23 protein-coding genes and 2 riboswitches are annotated in these 21454 nt (G+C 63.4%); of the genes, 11 read left to right on the forward strand and 12 right to left on the reverse strand.

From position 1 onward, the window contains the following. The first annotated feature begins 173 nt into the window (after positions 1 to 173). Genes thrC through RID42_07160 form a run of 3 tightly spaced genes read left to right on the forward strand, consistent with a single transcriptional unit; the run spans position 174 to position 3477 of the window. Entirely contained in the window at positions 174 to 1568 is a 1395-nt protein-coding gene (gene thrC / locus RID42_07150; protein ID MEQ8247444.1) for a threonine synthase, read from the forward strand. A gap of 2 nt (positions 1569 to 1570) precedes the next feature. Further along, positions 1571 to 2836, forward strand: coding sequence for a pitrilysin family protein (locus tag RID42_07155; GenBank protein MEQ8247445.1), 1266 nt, complete (start codon positions 1571 to 1573; stop codon positions 2834 to 2836). Positions 2837 to 2850: 14 nt separating this feature from the next. After that, positions 2851 to 3477, forward strand: coding sequence for a GNAT family protein (locus RID42_07160; GenBank protein MEQ8247446.1), 627 nt, complete (start codon positions 2851 to 2853; stop codon positions 3475 to 3477). Positions 3478 to 3481: 4 nt separating this feature from the next. Here the strand turns inward: RID42_07160 and RID42_07165 are convergent, their stop codons facing one another. Next, positions 3482 to 4051: a YqgE/AlgH family protein gene (locus RID42_07165; GenBank protein MEQ8247447.1), complete on the reverse strand. Its 570-nt coding sequence runs from the start codon at positions 4049 to 4051 to the stop codon at positions 3482 to 3484. Between the two features lie 182 nt (positions 4052 to 4233). Between RID42_07165 and RID42_07170 the strand changes: the two genes are divergently transcribed. After that, on the forward strand, positions 4234 to 5052 hold the full coding sequence (locus tag RID42_07170) for a protein-disulfide reductase DsbD family protein (GenBank protein MEQ8247448.1): 819 nt from the start codon (positions 4234 to 4236) through the stop codon (positions 5050 to 5052). Between the two features lie 147 nt (positions 5053 to 5199). Next, positions 5200 to 5685 (forward strand): peroxiredoxin, encoded by a 486-nt coding sequence (locus RID42_07175; GenBank protein ID MEQ8247449.1) that lies wholly within the window; start codon positions 5200 to 5202, stop codon positions 5683 to 5685. Positions 5686 to 5734: 49 nt separating this feature from the next. On the opposite strand, the gene rnhA is transcribed toward RID42_07175, so the two are convergent. Genes rnhA through ispH form a run of 3 tightly spaced genes read right to left on the reverse strand, consistent with a single transcriptional unit; the run spans position 5735 to position 8099 of the window. Further along, positions 5735 to 6166: a ribonuclease HI gene (rnhA, locus tag RID42_07180; protein ID MEQ8247450.1), complete on the reverse strand. Its 432-nt coding sequence runs from the start codon at positions 6164 to 6166 to the stop codon at positions 5735 to 5737. Positions 6167 to 6173: 7 nt separating this feature from the next. Then, a complete protein-coding gene (gene thrB / locus RID42_07185; GenBank protein ID MEQ8247451.1) occupies positions 6174 to 7136 on the reverse strand; it encodes a homoserine kinase in 963 nt (320 codons plus the stop codon). A gap of 18 nt (positions 7137 to 7154) precedes the next feature. Beyond that, positions 7155 to 8099: a 4-hydroxy-3-methylbut-2-enyl diphosphate reductase gene (gene ispH / locus RID42_07190; protein MEQ8247452.1), complete on the reverse strand. Its 945-nt coding sequence runs from the start codon at positions 8097 to 8099 to the stop codon at positions 7155 to 7157. A gap of 165 nt (positions 8100 to 8264) precedes the next feature. On the opposite strand from ispH, the gene RID42_07195 reads away from it, so the two are divergent. The 6 genes from RID42_07195 to gcvPB all read left to right on the forward strand — a co-directional run bounded on the left by RID42_07195 (position 8265) and on the right by gcvPB (position 13862). After that, the gene (locus RID42_07195) at positions 8265 to 8504 is read left to right on the forward strand and encodes a CDGSH iron-sulfur domain-containing protein (GenBank protein ID MEQ8247453.1); all 240 of its coding nucleotides are present in this window, start codon (positions 8265 to 8267) and stop codon (positions 8502 to 8504) included. A 7-nt stretch (positions 8505 to 8511) separates the two neighbouring features. Next, entirely contained in the window at positions 8512 to 9069 is a 558-nt protein-coding gene (locus RID42_07200; GenBank protein ID MEQ8247454.1) for a hypothetical protein, read from the forward strand. A gap of 139 nt (positions 9070 to 9208) precedes the next feature. Next, positions 9209 to 9305: riboswitch (glycine riboswitch) on the forward strand. A gap of 3 nt (positions 9306 to 9308) precedes the next feature. Next, positions 9309 to 9408: riboswitch (glycine riboswitch) on the forward strand. 50 nt (positions 9409 to 9458) lie between these two features. Next, complete coding sequence (gene gcvT / locus RID42_07205; protein ID MEQ8247455.1) at positions 9459 to 10571, forward strand: glycine cleavage system aminomethyltransferase GcvT; 1113 nt, start codon at positions 9459 to 9461, stop codon at positions 10569 to 10571. Beyond that, positions 10568 to 10945 (forward strand): glycine cleavage system protein GcvH, encoded by a 378-nt coding sequence (gene gcvH, locus RID42_07210; GenBank protein ID MEQ8247456.1) that lies wholly within the window; start codon positions 10568 to 10570, stop codon positions 10943 to 10945. The genes gcvT and gcvH overlap by 4 nt, the downstream gene beginning before the upstream one ends. Then, positions 10945 to 12288 carry an aminomethyl-transferring glycine dehydrogenase subunit GcvPA gene (gene gcvPA / locus RID42_07215; GenBank protein ID MEQ8247457.1) on the forward strand — a complete coding sequence of 448 codons (1344 nt, stop codon included), beginning with the start codon at positions 10945 to 10947 and terminating at the stop codon, positions 12286 to 12288. Before gcvH ends, gcvPA begins: the two co-directional genes overlap by 1 nt. 89 nt (positions 12289 to 12377) lie before the next feature. Then, a complete protein-coding gene (gene gcvPB, locus RID42_07220) occupies positions 12378 to 13862 on the forward strand; it encodes an aminomethyl-transferring glycine dehydrogenase subunit GcvPB (GenBank protein MEQ8247458.1) in 1485 nt (494 codons plus the stop codon). Positions 13863 to 13865: 3 nt separating this feature from the next. On the opposite strand, the gene RID42_07225 is transcribed toward gcvPB, so the two are convergent. The 8 genes from RID42_07225 to smc form a co-directional block, all read right to left on the reverse strand. Beyond that, positions 13866 to 14429, reverse strand: a complete 564-nt coding sequence (locus tag RID42_07225) for a peroxiredoxin-like family protein (GenBank protein MEQ8247459.1) — start codon at positions 14427 to 14429, stop codon at positions 13866 to 13868. A gap of 41 nt (positions 14430 to 14470) precedes the next feature. Then, a complete protein-coding gene (locus tag RID42_07230; protein MEQ8247460.1) occupies positions 14471 to 15310 on the reverse strand; it encodes an alpha/beta hydrolase in 840 nt (279 codons plus the stop codon). 85 nt (positions 15311 to 15395) lie between these two features. Further along, positions 15396 to 15884, reverse strand: a complete 489-nt coding sequence (atpF, locus tag RID42_07235; GenBank protein ID MEQ8247461.1) for a F0F1 ATP synthase subunit B — start codon at positions 15882 to 15884, stop codon at positions 15396 to 15398. Continuing rightward, positions 15885 to 16379, reverse strand: coding sequence for a F0F1 ATP synthase subunit B' (locus RID42_07240; GenBank protein ID MEQ8247462.1), 495 nt, complete (start codon positions 16377 to 16379; stop codon positions 15885 to 15887). It abuts the gene before it with no gap. Positions 16380 to 16400: 21 nt separating this feature from the next. Beyond that, a complete protein-coding gene (locus RID42_07245) occupies positions 16401 to 16625 on the reverse strand; it encodes a F0F1 ATP synthase subunit C (GenBank protein MEQ8247463.1) in 225 nt (74 codons plus the stop codon). Between the two features lie 50 nt (positions 16626 to 16675). Further along, the gene (locus tag RID42_07250; protein ID MEQ8247464.1) at positions 16676 to 17446 is read right to left on the reverse strand and encodes a F0F1 ATP synthase subunit A; all 771 of its coding nucleotides are present in this window, start codon (positions 17444 to 17446) and stop codon (positions 16676 to 16678) included. An 18-nt stretch (positions 17447 to 17464) separates the two neighbouring features. Beyond that, complete coding sequence (locus tag RID42_07255; protein MEQ8247465.1) at positions 17465 to 17818, reverse strand: AtpZ/AtpI family protein; 354 nt, start codon at positions 17816 to 17818, stop codon at positions 17465 to 17467. 167 nt (positions 17819 to 17985) lie between these two features. Beyond that, positions 17986 to 21444: a chromosome segregation protein SMC gene (gene smc, locus RID42_07260; protein ID MEQ8247466.1), complete on the reverse strand. Its 3459-nt coding sequence runs from the start codon at positions 21442 to 21444 to the stop codon at positions 17986 to 17988. Positions 21445 to 21454 lie beyond the last annotated feature (10 nt).

A 21454-nucleotide genomic window follows, 5' to 3' on the forward strand; every position in this document is an offset into this window, starting at 1 on the left:
ATCCCCATGGCGGGCCCCAATGCCGCCAAGATATCCACAGGCCGAGGGCTGGGTTTTTGGGGTTTTGCGCTTTTGCGCACAATTTCATCAACAGGCCCGCGCGGTTGCCTGGGCGGGGGGTGCTGTTTAGTCTGTGCGGCCCGAAGGACCGGGTTTGGTGGGGAGTTACGACTCTGAAGTTTGTTAGTACACGCGGGGTCGCGCCGGCCCTCGATTTCGCCGAGGTGACCCTTACCGGCCTTGCCCGTGACGGCGGTTTGTATGTGCCGACGGCCTGGCCCGCCTTCTCATCCCAACAGATTGCCGACTTGGCCGGGTTGTCCTACGCGGATCTCGCGGTTGCGGTGATGATGCCGTTTGTCGGCGACGCCCTGGCGCGGGCCGACTTCGCGCGGTTGGTGCAGGGGGCCTACGCGAATTTCGATCACCGGGCGGTGACGCCGCTGCGGCAGAACGGCCCGGACGAATGGGTGCTGGAACTGTTTCACGGCCCAACTCTGGCCTTCAAGGATTGCGCCTTGCAACTGCTGGGTCCGTTATTCGATCACTTGCTGCAACGCGACGGGTCGCGGGTGACGATCGTCGGGGCGACCTCCGGCGATACCGGGTCTGCCGCGATCGAGGCCTGCCGAGACCGCGATGCGGTGGACATCTTCATTCTCTACCCGCACGGACGGGTTTCCGAGATTCAGCGACGGCAGATGACGACGGTGGATTCGTCCAACGTCCATTGCATCGCCATCGAGGGCACGTTCGACGACTGTCAGGCATTAGTGAAGGGGATGTTCGACGATGCAGCGTTTCGCGACGCCCATCGTTTGTCGGCGGTCAATTCGATCAATTGGACCCGCATCATGGCGCAGGTCGTCTACTATTTTCATGCCGCCCTCGCGTTGGGCGCTCCGGCGCGGTCCGTCGCCTTTTCGGTCCCGACTGGGAACTTCGGCGACATTTTTGCGGGCTACGTCGCGGCCAAGATGGGATTGCCGATTGCGTCGTTGTGCATTGCCACCAATCGCAACGATATTCTGGCCCGGTTCATGGCAGACGGCGTGTACGCGGTCCAAGGTGTCGTGCCGACGGTGAGCCCAAGCATGGATATTCAAGTGTCGAGCAATTTCGAGCGCTTGCTGTTCGACCTCATGGGGCGCGACGGCGCGGCGGTGTCGGGACTCATGAGCGACCTGAAGACCACTGGGCGGTTCTCGGTCAGCGAGAACGTGTTGAATCAGGCGCGGCGCCTGTTCACGACCGGCACCGTGGACGAGGACGCGACACTGGATGTGATTGCCGAGGAGTGGCGCGCGACGGGCGTGTTGATCGATCCACATACCGCGGTGGGGATCGGTGCCGGCCGAGCCAACCGGCGGGACGGCGTGCCTTTGGTGCACCTCGCGACGGCCCATCCGGCAAAGTTTCCCGACGCGGTGGCCCAGGCAACCGGCGTGCGGCCGGCGTTGCCGGCGCGATTGGCCGATTTGACTACGCGCGCGGAGCGGTTCGATGTCTTGGCGAACGATCTCGCCGCGGTCGAGCGCTACGTTGCCGACCGGGCCCGGGCGGCCTGAGCATGGCCGATCCTCGGGTAACCCGGCTCGACAACGGTCTGCGGATCGTGAGCGAAGATTCCCCCCATCTCGCAACTTCGGCGGTGGGCGTATGGGTGGATACCGGCGCGCGCAACGAACGCGCAGCGCTGAACGGCATCTCCCATCTAATCGAGCATATGGTCTTCAAGGGAACCGAGCGGCGTAGCGCCCGCGACATTGCCGAGGAGATCGAGGCGGTGGGAGGGCACCTCAACGCCTATACCTCGCGCGAGCAAACCGCTTTTTTCGCCCGGGTCCTGCAAGACGACGTCCCGTTGGCGGTCGATATCATCGGCGACATTTTGCAGCATTCGACCTTCGATCCGGCAGAACTCGAACGCGAGAAATCCGTCGTCATTCAGGAGATCGGGCAGGCGAACGACACACCTGACGACATCGTTTTCGACCATTTCCAGGAAGCGGCCTATCCGGACCAAGCGATTGGGCGCTCGATTCTGGGGACGCCCGAAGGGGTGTCGGGCTTCCACCGCGACGACCTGACGGCCTATTTGAGCGAACAATATTATGCCGGTCGTATGGTGTTGGCGGCTGCAGGGCGGGTCGATCACGACGCCCTCGTTGCCATGGCGCAGGAGAAGTTCGGCGCGATCCGCGCGAGCGGTCCGCAGCTTGAGGAAAGCGCCTGCTACCGGGGTGGGAATTTCCGAGAGATTCGGGATTTGGAACAGGTCCATTTCGTCGCCGGGTTCGATAGCGTTCCCTACGACGATCCGGATTATTACACCGCACAGGTCTATTCGACGCTGCTGGGCGGGGGGATGTCGTCGCGCCTGTTCCAGGAGGTTCGCGAGAATCGCGGACTGTGCTACTCGATCTATTCGTTCACGTCGTCCTACACCGACGGCGGGATGTTCGGGATCTATGCCGGGACCGGCGAGACGGAGGTCGACGAACTCATCCCCGCGATGGTCGAAGAGATTCACAAGTCGATGACCCGTCCGCCTGACGAGGAAGTGGCGCGCGCGAAGACCCAGTTGAAGGCCGGCCTGATGATGTCGCTCGAAAGCTCCTCGGCCCGTTGCGAACAGTTCGCACGTCAAACGCTGCTGTTCGGGCATCCGTTGTCGACCGAAGACATCTTGGGGCGGATCGACCAAGTCGACGGCGGGCAGCTCCAGCGCTTTGCGGAGCGTACGTTTTCGGGTGCGACGCCGACCGTGGCTGCCATGGGCCCGGCCGGGCGACTTGAAGACTACGACGCCTTTGCGGCAAGATTCGCCGTCTGACAGTAGGGCGACCGATGAGCGCACTCCTGAGAAGTTTTTCCGCAGGCACCGCTCCGACCGAACTGGTCGGGGAGCGGGTTCGGTTGCGCGTGCCGCAGCTTGCGGATTACGTCGACTGGGCGACCATCCGTCAGGAATCGCGAGCCTTTCTCGAACCTTGGGAACCGACCTGGACGGCCGATGCGCTGACCCGTACCGCGTTCCGGCGGCGGCTTAGGCGCTATGCGCGCGAGGTGCGCGAGGATCAGGGCATTGCCTTCTTTATTTTCGGCAAGGAGGACGACCGTTTAGTCGGCGGCATCACCCTCAGCCAAATACGACGCGGCGTGACCCAATCCACATCGGTCGGCTATTGGGTCGGTCGGCCCTATGCACGCCAGGGGTACATGTCCGATGCCCTCAAAGTAACCGTACGGTTTGTGTTCGAGGGATTGCGTCTCCACCGTCTCGAAGCGGCCTGTATCCCGACCAATAAGCCGAGCCAAGGCGTGCTGAAAAAGTGCGGCTTCCGCGAAGAGGGGCTCGCGCGCGAATATTTATGTATTAACGGCGTATGGCAGGATCACAAGCTGTTTGCCTTGGTGTCGACCGATCCGTGGCGCCACTACATTGCACCGGGGAAAAGCGGGCGTTCCGTCTAACGGCCTAGGCGTGGCCGGCCTCTCCCGAGAGGAACGAGATGTCGATCCCGAGCGACGCCACGGCGCGGTCCCATTTCGATTCGATGTCGCCGTCGAACACGAGCGCATCGTTCGCGGGGGCCTGGAGCCAGACGTTTTCGTGAATTTCCTGGTCGAGTTGGCCGGGGCCCCACCCGGCATAACCGAGCGCGAGCAAACTGTGGCGCGGCGCCCCGTTGCCCCCGGCAATCGCTTCAAGGATACCGACCGATGCGGTCAGGCCGATGTCTTCGTTGACCTGGAGCGTGGAGTCTTGGGTGTAATCGGACGAGTGCAACACGAACCCCCGGCCGGTTTCTACCGGACCGCCGAAATGAACTCGAATCTGCCGGGAGGGCGAGACCGTTTTGATGTTCAACTGGTCGAGCAAATCGGGGAAATCGATGTGATCGACCAAGCGGTTCACAACCAAGCCGAGCGCGCCTTCGGGCGAATGGGCGCACAAATAGATCACGCTACGATCGAAACGCGGATCGCTCATCGCAGGCATCGCCAGAAGCAGTTGGCCGGTGAGATAGGTTGCGTCGGTCTTCACGTCGTTGCGTATCCTTGCGCCCGCCGGATCGCGCGTGGGGTCACAAGGTTATGACCCCCGGCGCGGCGAGGCGGTCCCTATACTGTAGGGATGCGGCGCCGCAAAACAATGGCGGCCCGTTCACACTTTGCAGGACGGCCTTGGTCAAATATTTGAGAATACGCCCATATGGTTGGGCGACTGTGCTGTGCGCATCGGTCGCATTCCACACGGCAAGTGCGCGCGCAGCGGATACCCAAACGTCTTCGGGTTGGGCGCTGACGTCGTTCAGTCAGGTACGTCTGATCGCCGCCGCGACCGGCGCCGGCGCGGACGGAACCCTTCGGATCGGTTTCCATGCCCGCCTCGATCCGGGTTGGCACCTCTACTGGCGAAGCCCGGGCGATACCGGTGCGCCGACCCAGTTCGACTTTTCCGCTTCGCAAAACGTGTCCGCCGTGACGATCGATTGGCCGGCACCGCACCGGGCGTCGCTGTTGGGGTTCAATGCCTGGGTGTACGACGACGAGGTTGTGTTGCCGATGACTGTCCACGCCGAGGATGCGGGCGCGCCGATCCGCATCGAGGCGGCGGCGGTCTATGCGATTTGCAAGGATATCTGCACCTATCATAACGAGACCTTCGTCTTGACCTTGCCGTCGGGAAGCCACGAAACGACACCCTATGGCGCGCTGATCGACGCATTCAGCGAGCGGGTGCCAAAGAAATCCGCAGGCGGGAGCTTGGACGTAACCCGGATTGCGACGGCGCCCGATCGGGTCGTGCTCGAGGTCTCGTCGACAACGACGCTTGGATCCGTCGACGCCGCGATCGAAGGGCCGCCAGGCTTTGTGTTCGGGCTCCCTACGGTGACGTACGGCCACGACCGCCGCACCGCCTTTTTGGGAATACCCATTGATTTTGTAGGGTCGGAGCGCCCGCCGCAGGCCGATTTTGTCTTTACCGTTATGGATGGGGCGCGGGCAATCGAACGCCGCCGCGTGGTGTCGACCGGGCCCTGAGGGTATTCCAGGCGCGGCTTGAATGGCCGTCACCGCGCCCCTAGATTAGGCCATGCCCGCCGGTTCCGCCGGTGAGGGCTTATCACACGACTGGAAATAATTCCGAGGGCTCGCGGCGTGCGGCCCCCTTATTTTTCGGAGGACGCAATGACGATTAAAGAAGGCGACAAGATTCCCGAAGCCACTCTGATGACCATGACCGAGACCGGCCCCAAGCCGATGACGACGAAGGAATTGTTCGACGGCAAGAAGGTCGCGCTGTTTTCGGTGCCGGGTGCTTTCACCCCGACCTGTTCGGCCAAGCATCTGCCGGGCTTTGTCGACAATGCCGACAAGATCAAAGCCAAGGGCGTCGATACCATCGCCTGCATCGCGGTCAACGACGCCTTCGTCATGGACGCATGGGGTAAGGACCGCAAGGTCGGCAACAAGGTACTGATGTTGGGCGACGGCAACGCGGACTTCACCAAGAAACTCGGCCTCGAGCTCGATGCCAGCGGTTTCGGTTTGGGAACACGCGGTCAGCGTTTCTCGATGTTGGTTGACAACGGCGTCGTCAAGAACCTCAACATTGAGGAAGGCGGCGCGTTCGAGAAGAGCAAGGCTGAGGTTATTCTCCAGCAGCTCGGCTAAACGATTCGCGTTTGAGACGGCAAAAGGCGGGGCTTCGGCCCCGCCTTTTCTATTTGTAGGCCGCCATACCCTGGCGGGCCAGCGCGTCGGCCCGCTCGTTCTCGGGGTGACCGTCGTGGCCGCGGACCCAATACCATTCGACCGTGTGAAGGGTGCGGGCCTCGTCGAGCGCGCGCCATAGGTCTTCGTTCTTGACCGGTTTGCGGGCAGCGGTGCGCCATCCGTTGCGCTTCCACCGGTCGATCCATTGGGTAATGCCGTCGCGGACATAGGTACTGTCGGTATGGAGGCGGACGGTGTCGGCGCTCTTGACCGCTTTGAGCGCTTCGATCGCGGCGGTGAGTTCCATCCGGTTGTTGGTGGTGGCGGTCTCTCCGCCGCACAATTCCTTCTCCTTGCTCGGCGCGACAAGAAGCACGCCCCACCCGCCGGGCCCCGGGTTGCCGGAACACGCTCCATCGGTATAGGCGTCGACGATCATCGGTATTTCATTCCAATCCGTACGCGCCGGGGTCGGTGACGCCGCGGTGGAACATGAGCTTGCGCCAGTATTCGAGTGGGTCCTTCGGGCGCACCAACGCGCCGGGCACCTGGTTTAACCAGTCGTGGAGGCGGGTGAGCAGAAAGCGAAGCGCCGCACCGCGTGCCAGCAGCGGCAAGGCGGCGATTTCGTCCGGCGCGGTTGGCCGTTGCCGCCGATAGGCGGTCAGCAGGGCGCGCGCCTTGGTGATGTTGAACCCACCGTCGGTTTCGAAACACCACGCGTTCAGACACACCGCAAGATCGTAGGCGTAAAAGTCGTTACAGGCGAAATAGAAGTCGATAAAGCCGGAAAGCCGATTGTCCAAAAAGAAGACATTGTCCGGGAACAAGTCTGCATGGATCACCCCGTTCGGAAGATCGCGCGGCCAATCCCGTTCGATCGCCGTCAGTTCGTGCGCGATCATGTCGGCGAGGCCGGGTTCCAGCGTGTCGGCGCGGCTGCGCGACCCGTCGAACAGTGGGCGCCAACCGGCTACCGAAAGAGCGTTGTCGCGGCGAACCGGAAAGCCGGTGCCGGCGAGGTGCATCTGGGCCAACGCCGTACCGAGTTGGGCACAGTGGTCGGCGGTGGGCCGCCGTACCGAAAGACCGGTAAGGAAGCTCACGATGGCGGCCGGTTTGCCGGCCAACCGCCGGAGCGCCGCGCCGTCGCGGCCATGGATGGGCGTCGGGCAGGGAAAGTTGCGCGCCGCAAGGTGGTCCATCAGACCGAGAAAGAACGGGAGATCCGCCTCGGCGACGCGTTTCTCGTAGATCGTCAGGATGTAGTTGGCGCGATCGGTTTGCAGCAAATAGTTGGAATTCTCGACGCCCTCGGCGATGCCCTTGAGCGAGACGACACGGCCGATGTCGTAGTCGGCCACGAATGCCGTGAGGTCGTCGTCGGTGATCTCTGTATAGACAGCCATGCCGGAGGTCTCGCCGTGCTATGCGTCAAGCATGCGGGGTAGTTTGAAGGTCACGTCCTCCGACACCCCGGCCACGTTGCGAACCGTGACGGCGAAGCGTTGCTCCAGCGCGTGGAGGACTTCGGTCACGAGGATCTCGGGCGCGGATGCGCCGGCGCTGATCCCTAGGCGCTCGACGCCGTTGAGGGCGGTCCAGTCGATTTCGCTGGCATCTTGGATCAAGCGGGCGTTCGCGCACCCGGCGCGCTCCGCCGTTTCCACGAGGCGCCGCGAGTTCGACGAGGAAGGGGCGCCAAGGACGACGAAATAGTCGCATTCCGCGGCGATAGTGCGCACGGCCTGTTGCCGGTTGGTCGTCGCGTAACAGATATCCTCGCGCGGTGGTCCCGCGATATCCGGGAAACGGGTGCGCAGGGCAGCGATGATTTCGGCAGTTTCATCCACGGAAAGCGTGGTCTGCGTAGCGTAGGCGAGGGGGAGGTCTTCCGGCACCGCAACGGTCTGGGCCTGGGCTACCGACTCGACGAGGGTCATCGAGCCGCTTGGAAGTTGGCCCATGGTTCCGATCACCTCGGGGTGCCCGGCGTGGCCGATGAGGACGACGTGCCGCCCGTTTTCGTGCTGTCGCTTGGCTTCGTTGTGCACTTTGAGGACCAACGGGCAAGTCGCATCGATGAACAGCATCTCGCGATCCTGTGCGGCGTTCACGACCGCACGGGCGACGCCGTGGGCCGACAGGATAACGGGCCGGTCCTTGGGAACGTCGTCGAGTTCGGCGACGAAGACCGCCCCGGCGCGCTCCAGATCTGCCACGACGCGGGCGTTGTGCACGATTTGGTGACGAACGTAGACCGGCGGTCCGAAGCGCTCGAGGGCGCGCTCGACGATCAGAATCGCGCGGTCGACGCCGGCACAAAAGCCGCGTGGACTGGCCAGGAGGACGGTGAGGGGCGGAAGTGGCATAGCGATCTAGGTATAGCCGACTCGTGCGCGCGCCGCGACAGGGTGCGGTCGGTTTATCGCCGTCGCCGGGGGTCTGTGCGCAGTGGGGCGGCGGGCGTTCGGCTTGTCTCCCCCAGGGGCGTTCGATAGAGTGCGACCAAGATACCCAATCCGTCAGGAGGCCCGATGTCTGAGGTTGTCGTCGCCCAAAAGGGGCCCTATGCCACCGATGTCGAGGCCGGGAAAGACTACTATTGGTGCCGCTGCGGGCGCAGCCAAAGCCAGCCGTTTTGCGACGGCAGCCACCGCGACACAGGATTTGCGCCCCAGAAATATACGGCTACGGCGACGACCAAAGTCTATTTCTGCGGGTGCAAGCACACAGGCAGCGTGCCGATGTGCGACGGTTCCCACAAGAAAGTCTAGCGCATCAATGTCGATTGGGCGCGGCCTGCAAATCATTGGAGCGTTGGCGGTTGTCGGCCTAGCCGCGGCCTGCACGCGCGGGCCACAGCTCCCGTGTCCGACTGCGTCGATCCTCGCCGATGCGTCGGCAATTACCCTGTTCGCAGGCACGGGGCAAGACCTCACCGATGTCGCTTACCGCGCCAGCATCGATCAGGTCGGACGCGCGTGCGTCTATGATAGGGGCGGCGAGTCGGTGACCAGTACGACCTCGGTACGTCTGGTCGCGACCCGGGGACCTGCGGCGCAGGTGAGCGAGGCAAGCTTCGTGTTCTTTGTTGCCGTCGTCGATGGCGAGCAAACCATTCTCGCGCGGGAACGGTTCGAATCGACGTTTACCTTCCAGGCCAATCAGCGCCAGGCGGCGGCGATCGAAGAGATCGAGCAACTCATTCCGATCCGTTCGGGCCTGCGGGGGATCGACTACGAGATCCTGGTCGGGTTCGAATTGACGCCGGAACAGCTCGAGTTCAACCGCGAAGAACGCCAGCGGAGCACCGGTTTGCCGAGGATACCGGGCCGCTAAACCGTCTTCGTCGGGACCGCCCAGGGCGGCACCAAACAGCAGCTTTTTATCCACAGACGAATGCGCGGCCCTTTGTTGACTCGCGCCCCGCCCCCCCTATCATGCCCGGACTACGCTGTTTCGGCGGCGTGGGAATCAAGTGATCGCTGCGGAAGAGATCGGGTGTCGGGAGGACACACGGCGCCGAAGGAGCAACCGCCTCGGAAACTCTCAGGCAAAAGGACCGCAGCGTGATGAAACTCTGGAAAGCGGACCCGCGGCAGCACTAGCCGCTGGTTCCACCGAAGGGGCAAGCCGGTTCCGCGAATCGGTCAAATCTCTTCAGGTACCGAGACAGAGGGGGCAGCAGGCCGGCATCGGTCTTGCGTCCCTATGCGTCTGGAGTACCTGTGAGCCAAGAGTTAAAGCAAACCCCGCTACATGCGCTCCATGCCGAGCTCGGCGCCAAGTTCGTGCCGTTTGCCGGTTACGACATGCCGGTGCAATACCCTGCAGGCATCCTCAAGGAGCATCTCGCGACCCGCGCCAGCGCCGGGCTATTCGACGTGTCGCACATGGGGCAGGTGCGTCTGACCGGGCCCGATGCGGACGTGCAACTCGAACGCTTGGTGCCCGGGGACATCGTCGCGTTGCAACCCGGCGAGATGCGCTACACGATGTTTACCAACGAGCGCGGCGGCGTACTCGACGACTTGATGGTAACCCGACGCGCCGACGATGTGTTTCTCGTCGTCAACGCCGGCTGTAAGGATGCCGACATCGCGCTGCTGCGCACGGCGCTGGGCGAAGGCGCGGTCGACTATCAGCCCGACCGGGCGCTTCTTGCCCTGCAAGGGCCGGGCGCCGTCGCGGCACTGGCGCGGCTGGCACCGGAAAGCGCGGCCCTGGGCTTCATGAAAGCCGCCTCGGTGTCGATCGCAGGGACCGCTGCCTGGATTAGCCGGTCGGGCTATACCGGCGAGGACGGGTTTGAAATATCGCTGCCCGGCGCCGCCGCCGACGCTGTCGCGCGGTTGTTGCTGGCCCAACCCGAAGTCGCACCGGTGGGACTTGGCGCGCGCGATTCGCTTCGCCTGGAGGCAGGGTTGTGTCTCTACGGCAATGACCTGACGCCCGATATCACACCGATCGAGGCTGGGCTGACTTGGACTATTTCAAAACGGCGGCGCGAGGGCGGCGGGTTTCCCGGCGACGCGGTGATTCAGGCCCAAATCGCGAATGGCCCTGCTCGGCGCCGGGTCGGTATTCAGCCCGAAGGCCGGGCACCGGCACGCGCGCATACCGCGGTATTGGGCGGCGGCGAGGTTATCGGCGAGGTCACCAGCGGCGGTTTCGGGCCGAGCGCGGGCGGCCCTGTCGCGATGGGTTACGTGGCGCGCGGTTTCGCCAAGGCCGGGACGGCGATCGAGCTCGATATCCGGGGGAAACGGCATGCGGCCGCCGTCGTCAAACTCCCCTTCACGCCGCATCGTTACGCGAAACAAGACCTGAGGAGCACATGAGCGATATTCGTTTTACCAAGGATCATGAGTGGGTGCGGGTCGAAGGCGACACGGCAACCGTCGGCATTTCCGAATATGCCCAAGAACAGTTGGGCGACGTCGTCTTTGTCGAACTCCCGACCGTCGGCGCCGATGTCGAGGCGGGCGGCGACGCCGCCGTCGTCGAATCGGTGAAGGCGGCGAGCGAGGTCTATTCGCCTGTTTCGGGCCGGATCGTCGAGATCAACGAGGACCTCGAGGCCAGCCCGTCGTTGGTCAACGAGAGTGCAGAAGACGAAGGGTGGTTTTGGCGTATCGAATTGTCCGACCCCGACGAACTCGACGAGTTGATGACGGCCAAGGACTACAAAGCGTTCCTGGAGGGGCTCGACTGATGCGTTACTTGCCGCATACCGCGCAGGATCGCCGCGCGATGTTGCAGACGATCGGCGTCGGATCGGTCGACGACCTGTTTGTCGATGTGCCGCGGTCGGCCGTGCTCGACAAGCCGCTTGATCTTCCCAATCACGCCGGCGAACTGGCAGTCGAACGGGCGTTGGGCAAAATGGCGGCGCGCAACGTTGCGGCTGGGAGCGTTCCGTTCTTTGTCGGAGGCGGCGCTTACCGTCACCATGTGCCGGCTGCGGTGGATCATTTGATCCAGCGCAGCGAATTCTTGACTGCCTATACGCCCTATCAACCCGAGGTGAGCCAGGGCACATTACAGGTTCTGTTCGAGTTCCAGACCCAGGTTGCGTTGTTGACGGGGATGGAAGTCGCCAATGCCTCGATGTACGACGGAGCGACGGCCTGCGCTGAAGCGGTGTTGATGGCCAACCGGGTGACCCGGCGGCGGCGGACGGTTCTCTCCGGAGGGCTGCACCCGCAATACCGCGCGGTGGTGGAAACCCAGTCGCGATTCCTCGATGGCAGTATCGTCGCAGCCGCACCCGACGCTGGCGGTCGGGAAGACCTGATCGGGATGATCGATGCCGACACGGCGTGTGTCGTTGTCCAGAACCCCACGTTTTTCGGCCACCTGCACGACCTGAGGAAACTGGCCGAGGCCTGCCATGCCCAGGGCGCCCTTTTGGTGGTGGCGGTGGCCGAGACCGTGTCGCTGGGGGCGGTGACCCCGCCCGGTGCGATGGGGGCCGATATCGTCGTCGCCGAGGGGCAGTCGCTCGGCAATGCGCTGAATTTCGGCGGGCCCTATTTGGGGCTCTTTGCGGCACGGGAGAAATTCGTCCGGCAAATGCCGGGGCGTCTGTGCGGCGAAACCGTTGATGCGGACGGGCGGCGCGGCTTCGTGCTGACGTTGTCGACGCGCGAGCAGCATATCCGCCGCGAAAAGGCGACGAGCAACATCTGCACGAATTCCGGGCTGTGCTCGTTGGCCTTCACGATACACCTGTCGTTGCTGGGCGAAGACGGGTTCAAACAGTTGGCAATGTTGAATCACGCCCGCGCGTGCGCAGCGGCAGCGCGGTTGTCCGGGATCCCGGGTGTCGATGTATTGAACGAAAGCTTCTTCAACGAATTCACCGTGCGCCTGCCCAAGCCTGCGGCCGCCGTCGTGGAGGCTATGGCCGGGCGCAACGTTCTTGCCGGGATTCCGGTATCGCGTCTGTTGCCCGGTGCCGGTCTGGACGATCTGTTGCTGGTTGCAGCCACGGAGACGACGACGGAGGAAGACATTGCCACCCTGGGCGATGCGCTTGGGGAGGTATTGCGATGAGTGCCCGGTCCCAGGCCCACTCGGCCGGCCGCGGTGCTGCCGGCGGCGACGAACCGATCCAAACCCATTCGGGCCACCGCGGCCTGCAGATGGAAGAGCCGCTCCTGTTCGAGATGGGCTCGGCCGGGCGCACCGGGGTTGATTTGCCCGATGTGCCGGCCTTTGCCGACAAGTTGGGCGGCCTTGGGCGTCAAGGCGCGATCGGCTTGCCAGCGCTATCCGAACCGCAGGTGGTGCGGCATTACGTGCGGCTGTCGCAAAAGAACTATGCGATCGACTCGGGGCTGTATCCGCTCGGGTCCTGCACGATGAAGCACAACCCGCGCCTCAACGAGAAGATGGCGCGGCTGCCCGGGTTTAGCGACGTCCATCCGCTGCAACCGCAATCGACGGTGCAGGGCGCGCTGGAGTTGATCGATACCGTCGCGCATTGGCTCAAGACGCTGACCGGTTTGCCGGCGGTGGCGATGTCGCCGGCGGCCGGCGCCCACGGCGAGCTGTGCGGGATGATGACGATCCGGGCCGCCCACGAGGCAAAGGGCAACCCGCGCAAACGCATCCTGGTGCCGGACTCTGCGCACGGGACCAATCCAGCCACCGCCGTGCTGTGCGGCTATGCCGTCGATCCGGTACCCAGCCTGCCCAACGGGCGGATAGATCTCGCGGCGCTGAAGGCCAAGCTCGACAACGATGTGGCCGGGATCATGTTGACCAACCCCAATACGTGCGGGCTATTCGAGAACGAGATCATCGAGGTCGCCGAGGCGGTTCACGCGGTGGGGGCCTATTTCTATTGCGACGGGGCAAACTTCAACGCCATTGTCGGCAAGGTGCGCCCGGGGGACCTAGGCATCGATGTGATGCACCTGAACCTGCACAAGACTTTCTCCACGCCGCACGGCGGCGGGGGGCCGGGGTCGGGGCCGGTCGTGATGTCGGCGGAACTGGCGCCCTTCGCACCGCTGCCCTACGTCGTGTCCGGAGCGGATGGATTTCGCCTGATCGAGACTCGGGCGGACCAGACCGCTGCCTGCGACGGCGGTCATGCTTACGGGCGGATGCGGTCGTTCCACGGCCAGATGGGGATGTTTGTGCGGGCGATGGCCTACATGATGAGCCACGGGGCCGACGGGTTGCGCCAGGTCGCCGAGGACGCCGTCCTCAATGCCAACTATGTCCTGGCGCGCCTCAAGGACGTGATGACCCCGGCCTATCCGGGGCCGTGCATGCACGAGGTCTTGTTCGACGACACCTTCCTCAAGGATACCGGGATCACGACGCTCGACTTCGCCAAGGCGATGATCGACGAGGGCTTTCACCCGATGACGGTGTATTTCCCGTTGATCGTCCACGGCGCGATGTTGACCGAACCGACCGAGTCCGAATCCAAAGAGTCGATCGACGTGTTCATCGATACGCTGCGCGGTCTGACGGCCGATGCCAAAACGGGTAACGCCGCGAAGTTTGCCGGTGCGCCCTACCTCGCGCCGCGCCGGCGCCTGGACGAGACCAGGGCGGCGCGCAGTCCAAGATTGCGGTGGACGCCCGACGCGCCGGCGGAGGCCGCCGAGTAGACGCTACGCCGCTTTGGTGTGATCGACGACCGTACCGCGGGGCGGGTAGTCGTTGGCCAACACGTGGTCGATGCCCTTGAGGAGTTCCGCCACCGGCGGGCGGGTGAAGGGCATGGTTTGCACCGAGCCGAAGAACAAGGTGCCGTCGGGCCGGACCAGGAAGAGTCCGGGCTCGGCGAATATCGCGGGCTCGGCGATTTTGGCCGGATCGGGCTGCGGGCGCCCCTTGGAGAGATAGAGACCCCAGCGGCGCGCGTCGTCGTGGCTCAGACCGTACCCCACGGTAAGGGCGCCAAGGCCCCAGTCGGCAACCGACTTTTTCGCCCGGGCCTCATCGTCGCTGGAGAGCACCAAGAGGTCGACGCCGCGGTCGGCGAAATCGCCGAGGCTGTCCTGGAACTGCAGAAGATATTTCTTGCAGATCGGGCAATGCAGGCCGCGGTAGACCACGATCAGGGAGAAGTTCTTGGGCGTGCGCTCAGACAGCCGCCAAGTACCGCCGTCAGTCGTCGCGACAGCGAGATCGGGCACGGGCTGGGCGGGCATCAGGGGCGTCAGGGCGGGCATCATTTGGACCTTTCTGCACGGGGCGCCGACGGCGCGAGGTGTTAGGTATCGAGCCAGTCCGAGATCAGCTTGGCTTTGTCGCCAACGGTCGATCCATCGGGCAGCGCGCCGTCGGTGCAATTCTTGACCGCCGCGAGGGCCTCGTCCTTGTATTTGTAGAGCGGATCCGACGTCTCGTAGATCATCAGCGTTGGCTGGGTGATGAGGGCGAGGCGTTCCTTTTTGGGGTAGCGAAAGGCCGCGCGGTAGGCGTGGTGGTAGGTGGTAATCGACTTTAATACCTCGACCACGACGTCGTTGAGGGCATCGGGGTTGGTGACGCCCGCTTTGCGTTGATGGGCGACGTCGCGCTTGTACCAGGGGAAAAAGAAATTCTGGTCGCGGACGAAGTGCCAGGCCCAATTGAATTGGCTGCCCTCGTAATCGGGAACGATCTCGGGCGTGTAGTTGGCCAACATGTCGGCCTTTTCCTCTTCGGAGTAGAGACCCACGCCGTCGATCACGACTCGCCGTATGCGCTTGGGCTGCTGGATGGCCAGTTCCATGCCGATGGAACCGCCGGTATGGGTGCCGTACACGTCGATTTCGCCGATGCCGAGCGCGTCGAGTTGCCGCCCCACGGCATTGGCGTAGTAGGCGATGTCGGGAACGTCCATTTGCGCTTTGCACGAATCACCGTTGCCCAAGGTGTCGGGGGCATACATCGGTTGGGGCCGCAGTTGTCCCAGCTTGCCCATCAAGGGCTGGAGGTTATAGGACGACGCCGGTGAGGCATGGATCATGACCAAGGGACGTTCGCCGGACATGACGTTACCGACCGCGCGGTAGTGAACCTGGCCCTCGTCGATCCGCACGAAGTCGCGGTCAATCTGTGTCGTCATGGCACCCTCCCCTGAGATGGACCCAGCATAGCAAAAGGGCCGGGGATGAGCCCGGCCCTTTTGCAATCACGTTGGCGATATGCCGCTAGTGAATCTTTTTCTCGACCTGTCCGATTGCGTCGTCGACCAGAGTTCTTGCGCGCGCGTCGTCGAGATTATCGGCGATCAATTTTTGCGCGGCGGCGACAGCGACGTCGATCGCGGTATGGCGTACTTCCTGGATCGCCTGCTGTTCGGCCCGGCCGATCTTTTCCTCGGCAAGGCGGGTGCGCCGGGCGAGGCTTTCTTCGAGCTTGCGTTCGGCCTCGGCCCGCAGGGCAACGGCCTCTTGCTTTGCATGCTCGACGATCTGATCGGCTTCCTTTTCGGCATCACGCCGCTTGCGCTGGTATTCCGCCAGCAAGCTCTGCGCTTCTTCACGAAGGCGCCGGGCCTGATCGAGTTCTTCGCGAATCGCATCCGAACGAGCGTCCAAGGCAGCGACAATCTTCTTCCAACCCATCTTGAGGGCAACGGCGATGAAGATGAAGAATGCCGCGTATTCCCAGAAGTAGATCGATTCGAAGATAGCCATCTAGCGATCCTTCCCGTAGGCGCCGTTGACGGCCTTTTCGGCAGCGTCTGCATCGACGTCGACCCCAATCAACTTATTGGTGATCGCTTGGGCGGTCTCCTGGGCGACCGTTCGAATGCTCGCGACGGCTTCGGTACGGACGGCCTGGATGCGTGCATCGGCAGCCTTGAGGTCTTCAGCTAGTTTGCCTTCGAGTTCGGCGCTTCGCCGGTCGGCCTCCTTGCTCGCCTCCGCCTTGGCGGCGGCGGCAGTCGCCTGTGCGTTGGCACGGGCGGCGGCCAGCGCAGCCTCGTAAGCCGCGTGGGCTTCTTCGGACTCGCGCTTTAGCTTCTCGGCTTCTTCGAGATCGTTGGCGATGCGATCTTGGCGGGATTCCAAGACATCGGCAATCCGCGGCAAAAGCGCATAACGCAGCACGAGGTAGAGCACCCCGAAGGTGATAACCAGCCAAAAAAGCTGGGATACGAATGTATCGGTTTGCTCAAACTGCGGCATGGGAGGCGCCTCCGCTTTGGCTTAGCCGAAGAGGATGATCAACGCGATGAGCAGCGAGAAAAGGCCCGTTGCTTCTGTCAGGGCGAAGCCGAGCAGGGCGTTACCGAACATCTTCGGTGCGGCCGACGGGTTCCGAATACCGGCAGAGACGTAGTTGCCAAAGATGATGCCGATACCGACACCGGCGCCAGCGAGACCAATGGCCGCAAGGCCCGCACCGATCATTTTTGCTGCTTCGACTTCCATTTTATTCTTCCTTTGCTTGGACTGTGGCCCTGGGGCCTAAGAAAAAACGTTTAGTGATCGTGTAGGTGTAGTGCGTCGTGAAGGTAGAGACAGGTCAGAACGGCAAACACATAGGCCTGCAAGAACGAAACGATCGTCTCAAGGCCATACATCGCCGCCGTCACGGCGAGAGGCGCGAGCGCCGGCAGAATGAAGAAACCGCTGAGGCTCACCGCAAAGCCACTGAGCACGACGAGCAGCGTATGACCGGCCATCATGTTGGCGAAGAGTCGGACAGAAAGCGTGATCGGGCGAATGAGGTAGGAAATCAGTTCGATCGGTACCAGAAGCGGGACCAAGAAAATAGGCAGGCCTGACGGGACAAAAAGCGTCAGGAAGCGCATCCGGTGTTTCACGATGCCAATGATCGTAACGCCGACAAAGACGACCGCAGCCAGGGCAAAGGTGACGATGACGTGGCTGGTTACCGTGAATGTCTTGGGGATCAACCCCTGCATGTTCGCGAACAGGATGAAAATGAATAGCGTGAAGATGAACGGGAAGTAAGGCTTCCCGCCATCGCCAGCGTTATCACGCACCATGTTGGCGACAAATTCGTAGGACAGTTCGGACAGCAACTGCATCCGACCCGGCACCATGCTGCCGCGGCGCATGCTGATCGTGAACAGGAGAATGATCGCCGTCGTAACGACCACCATCCACAGCGATGAATTGGTGAAAGATAGGTTGGTACTTCCCGCAGAGATATCGATCAGCGAGTGAATCTCGAACTGATGAAGCGGGCTTCCCCCTTCTGCGGCGTGTGCCGACGAGATGAACAGTCCCACGTATCGGCCTTCCTATTCCTTCGATCCAGAGGACGGCGTGCCGCCCGTGGTGTCTTCGGTCGTCCGCTCGGCCATCCGCGAAACACGGTAGGCGGAGCGGATCCCCGCCGCAAACCCTAGAGCCACCCACAGAATGAGCATCCATGGACTTGTCCCCAGCCATTCATCGAGAAACCACCCGATGACGCCCCCCGCCAGGAATGCCGCGATCATTTCGAGCGCGACACGCATGCCGAGGGCGAACGCTTTCGGATTGGCGTCCCCTGACCGGGCACCGTCTGGACGCCCATGACGGGCGGACTCGCGGGCCTTCTTGAGCTTGGCTCCCAGGTCTTTTAGCGGTTCAGGCCCGTCGTGGTCGCTCATCGAGCTCCTCTCGCGGTGCCAAAAACCCCAAAAAACCCCGGAATTCTGCCCAAGATCGCGCGCACCCTAATCATTGGGTATGACCAAGTCAACCCTCGTTGGAGGGTGCCTAAGCCTCTGATCTAGAACAAAAAAATAGTGTTCGCGGCGGCCCGTCCGGCGCGATCTTAACTTGCCTCGCGCAAGCCCTCCGCGCGGGTCAAATCGACCGAGACCAGCTGGGAGACGCCGCGCTCCTCCATGGTCACGCCATAGAGCCGATCCATGCGCGCCATGGTCAGGCTGTTGTGGGTGATGACCAGGAAACGGGTGTCGAGACTGTGGGCGATATCGTCGACCAAGTCGCAGAAACGCCCGACATTGCTCTCGTCCAGCGGGGCGTCCACTTCGTCCAGCACGCACACGGGCGCGGGGTTGGTGCGGAACACTGCAAACAGCAAGCTGAGAGCGGTCAGCGCCTGCTCCCCGCCCGAGAGCAGCGACATTTTCTGGAGGCGCTTGCCCGGTGGGCTGGCGAAGATCTCTAGCCCGGCCTCGAGCGGATCATCGGATTCGGTCAATTCGAGATGGGCCCGTCCTCCGCCGAACATTTTGACGAAGAGCTCCTTGAAGTGGGTATTGACCTGCTCGAAGGAGGACAGGAGCCGTTCGCGGCCCTCGCGGTTCAGGCTTGAAATACCCTGGCGCAGTCGGGCGATCGCCTGGACGAGGTCTTCGCGTTCGTTCTGCAAGGTCGTGATCTGCTCGCCGATTTCCTCGGATTCGAGCTCGGCCCGCAGGTTGACCGGGCCCATTCCGTCGCGTTCGCGTTTGATGCGGTCGATGCGGGCTTCGATGCTGGCGGTGTCGGGAAGCGGTTGATCGTCCTTGTGTTCGGCCTTGGACAGAGCTTCCTGCGGTTCGCATTCCAGGCGTTCCTGGATGATCGCTGCGATATCTTTCAGGTGTTGGGTGTTTTGCTCGACGGCGGATTCGACCCGGACCCGCTTCTCGCGGCCTTCGGACAGAGCATCGCGTGCCGCTTTGGCCTCGGCGTCGCACACGCTCAGGGCTTTTTCGGCAAGGGCGAGGGCGTCCGCGGCTTCGCGCCGTTCGACCTCGGCGTGATCGATGCGGCTGATGATGTCGCGGCGTTTCTGTTCGAGTTGCGCCGGAACGTCCGCGAGGCGGGTGAGTTCTTCGTTGACCGCGTAGCGGCGTTCCTTGAGGGCGGCCATTTGCTCGGTCGCGCCGCCCGCCCGCGCTTCGGCGGTGGCGGTTTCCTCGCCGATCGCAACTAAGCGATCGCGGCGGCTGCTCGCAACATGGTTTAGGCGGGAAACTTCGGACTCCGCTTCGCCCAGGCGTTGGCGCGTTTCGGCCACGCCGGTGCGTGCACCGGCCAAGCGCTGTTGATTGGTTTCGGCCGGCGGCAGACGGTCGCGGTCGGCTTGCGCTTGGGTGAGCCGCGCCGATTGTTCCTCGATGTCGGTGCGCAGTTGATCGGCGCCCTGACGTAGCGACACCATGCGCGAGATGATCTCGGCGGTCTGGCGGGCGCGTTCGGCCTCGGCTTCGAGGGCTTGGTTGAGGGTCGTTTCGGCCCCGGTGGATTCCTCGCGGCAATGAGCTTCTCGCGCAGCGGCATCCAGTGCAATGCGCTTGAGATCGTTATGGCGCATGCGGTTGGCGTCGTTGGTCCGGGCTGCATCTTTCAGCTTGTCGCGCAGCGCGGCGAGGCGGGTGCGTTGACTGAGGCGCGTGGTGGCGGGCGTGGTGGCATCGGCGGCGGCGGTAAAGCCGTCCCAGCGCCACAGCGCGCCGTCGCGGGTGACAAGTCGTTGCCCGGGCGCGAGTTGGCCCGCGAGTTGGGCGCCGCGTTCGGGCGACACGATGCCGATTTGCGACAGCCGGCGCGCCAGCACGGATGGCGCTTTGACAAAGGTGCTGAGCGGTTCGGCGCCGAAGGGGAGTGCCGGTGCGTTGATCATCGGCGCGAGTTCGCGCCAATGGACCGGGGCGCCGGTGTCGTTGGCGACGTTCAGATCGTCGCCCAGTGCCGCGCCGAGGGCGGGTTCGTAACCCGGTTCGACGCTGACGGCGTCGATCAGCGGCGGCCAGAGATCGTCTTCGCTGATTTTGAGGAGGTCAGCGAGGGCGCCGGACTCCGCGCGCAAACGAGCGACTTCGCCTTCGGTGGTGCGCAGTTCCTCGCGGGCGTGCTGTTCGGTTTCGTCGGCGGCCTTGCGCGCATTTTCCGCGGCATGGAGGTCGCGGCGCGCGCGCATCGCGGTGTCGCGCAATTCGGCGACGAGCGCCTCGGCTTCGCTCGAGGTTTCGACGTCGGGGTTCTCGGCCGTAAGTTGGGCGAGTTCGGCGTCCATTTCGGTCAGGCGCTGGTTGAGGCGCGCGAGCCGGCCCTCGCTGTCGCCGATCAGTTGCCCCAAATGGGTACGGCTGGATTCGATCGCCACGGTCTCTTCGGTGAGCGATTGCAAGGCGCTTTCTGCGGTTGCGAGCTGTCCGGCGATGGCGGCGCGGGCGGACGTTGCCTCTTCCAACGCCGCGGGCTCGGTCGTTTGCGCTTGTTCGATGTGGGCCCGTTCTTCGGCGAGGCGGCCAACCCGTGCGGCGGCTTCGTCGAGGAGTTCTTGCTCGCGGGCACTGTCGTTCTCGATTTGGCGCAGCCGGGCCCCGAGGCCTTCCTGCTGGGCGAGGGTCCGTTGTTCTTCTTCGGCGATACGATCGCGTTCGACGGCAAGCCGGTGCAGGGATGCCGAAGCAGCGGCTTCGGCTTGGCGTAGGGGCGGGATTTTTTCCGCGGCGGCGCTTTGGGCCGTCGAGGTGTGCGCGGCCCGGGCGGTCAACTCGGTGACCATGCGTTCGGCTTCGGTCAGTTGGGTTTGCGCGGTTTCCAAATTGGCCGCCGCTTCGACCCAACGCAGGTGGAACAACATCGCTTCGGCCCGGCGCAAATGGCCGGAAATGTTGCGGTACCTAGTCGCCTGACGCGCCTGGCGCTTGAGCGCCCGCAACTGGGTGTCGAGAGTCTGGATGACGTCGTCGACGCGGCCAAGGTTGGTTTCCGCCGCGCGTAACCGAAGCTCAGCCTCGTGGCGGCGCGAATGCAGCCCGCGGATCCCCGCCGCTTCCTCCAAAATGCCCCGCCGTTCCTGCGGCTTGGCATTGATGATCGCGCCCACTTTTCCTTGACTGACCAGGGCGGTCGATTGCGCCCCCGCGTTGGCGTCGGCAAAGAGAAGCTGGACGTCGCGGGCCCGTACGTCGTGGCCGTTGACGACGTAGCGCGAGCCCTGTTCGCGCTCGATCCGCCGGGTGACTTCGAGTTTGTCGCCGTCGTTGAACTGCGCTGGTGCGCCGCGGTCGGCGTTGTCTAGGTCGAGCTGGACCTCGGCAAGGTTGCGTGCCGGTCGGTTGCTGGTGCCGGCGAAGATCACGTCGTCCATTTCGCCGCCGCGCATCTTTTTGGCCGACGTTTCGCCCATGACCCAGCGTATTGCTTCGACCAAGTTGGACTTGCCGCAACCGTTGGGGCCGACCACGCCGGTCGTGCCCGGCTCGATCACAAGCTCGGTCGGGTCGACAAAAGACTTAAAGCCGGTAAGGCGAAGACGGGTAAAATGCATGCGCGGAGGG

This window comes from Alphaproteobacteria bacterium, from assembly GCA_040216735.1.
GTDB lineage: Bacteria > Pseudomonadota > Alphaproteobacteria > SHVP01 > SHVP01 > CALJDF01.

Excerpts from the sequence above, each read along its gene's own strand:
- ispH (MEQ8247452.1), bottom strand. The coding sequence starts at position 8,099 with ATGCCACTTCCGCCCCTCACCGTCCTCCTGGCCAGTCCACGCGGCTTT.
- RID42_07195 (MEQ8247453.1), top strand. The coding sequence starts at position 8,265 with ATGTCTGAGGTTGTCGTCGCCCAAAAGGGGCCCTATGCCACCGATGTC.
- RID42_07225 (MEQ8247459.1), bottom strand. The coding sequence starts at position 14,429 with ATGCCCGCCCTGACGCCCCTGATGCCCGCCCAGCCCGTGCCCGATCTC.
- RID42_07155 (MEQ8247445.1), top strand. The coding sequence starts at position 1,571 with ATGGCCGATCCTCGGGTAACCCGGCTCGACAACGGTCTGCGGATCGTG.
- thrB (MEQ8247451.1), bottom strand. The coding sequence starts at position 7,136 with ATGGCTGTCTATACAGAGATCACCGACGACGACCTCACGGCATTCGTG.
- RID42_07240 (MEQ8247462.1), bottom strand. The coding sequence starts at position 16,379 with ATGCCGCAGTTTGAGCAAACCGATACATTCGTATCCCAGCTTTTTTGG.
- RID42_07200 (MEQ8247454.1), top strand. The coding sequence starts at position 8,512 with ATGTCGATTGGGCGCGGCCTGCAAATCATTGGAGCGTTGGCGGTTGTC.
- gcvPA (MEQ8247457.1), top strand. The coding sequence starts at position 10,945 with ATGCGTTACTTGCCGCATACCGCGCAGGATCGCCGCGCGATGTTGCAG.
- rnhA (MEQ8247450.1), bottom strand. The coding sequence starts at position 6,166 with ATGATCGTCGACGCCTATACCGATGGAGCGTGTTCCGGCAACCCGGGG.
- smc (MEQ8247466.1), bottom strand. The coding sequence starts at position 21,444 with ATGCATTTTACCCGTCTTCGCCTTACCGGCTTTAAGTCTTTTGTCGAC.
- atpF (MEQ8247461.1), bottom strand. The coding sequence starts at position 15,884 with ATGGCTATCTTCGAATCGATCTACTTCTGGGAATACGCGGCATTCTTC.
- RID42_07160 (MEQ8247446.1), top strand. The coding sequence starts at position 2,851 with ATGAGCGCACTCCTGAGAAGTTTTTCCGCAGGCACCGCTCCGACCGAA.
- RID42_07175 (MEQ8247449.1), top strand. The coding sequence starts at position 5,200 with ATGACGATTAAAGAAGGCGACAAGATTCCCGAAGCCACTCTGATGACC.
- RID42_07255 (MEQ8247465.1), bottom strand. The coding sequence starts at position 17,818 with ATGAGCGACCACGACGGGCCTGAACCGCTAAAAGACCTGGGAGCCAAG.
- gcvPB (MEQ8247458.1), top strand. The coding sequence starts at position 12,378 with ATGGAAGAGCCGCTCCTGTTCGAGATGGGCTCGGCCGGGCGCACCGGG.
- RID42_07245 (MEQ8247463.1), bottom strand. The coding sequence starts at position 16,625 with ATGGAAGTCGAAGCAGCAAAAATGATCGGTGCGGGCCTTGCGGCCATT.
- gcvH (MEQ8247456.1), top strand. The coding sequence starts at position 10,568 with ATGAGCGATATTCGTTTTACCAAGGATCATGAGTGGGTGCGGGTCGAA.
- RID42_07230 (MEQ8247460.1), bottom strand. The coding sequence starts at position 15,310 with ATGACGACACAGATTGACCGCGACTTCGTGCGGATCGACGAGGGCCAG.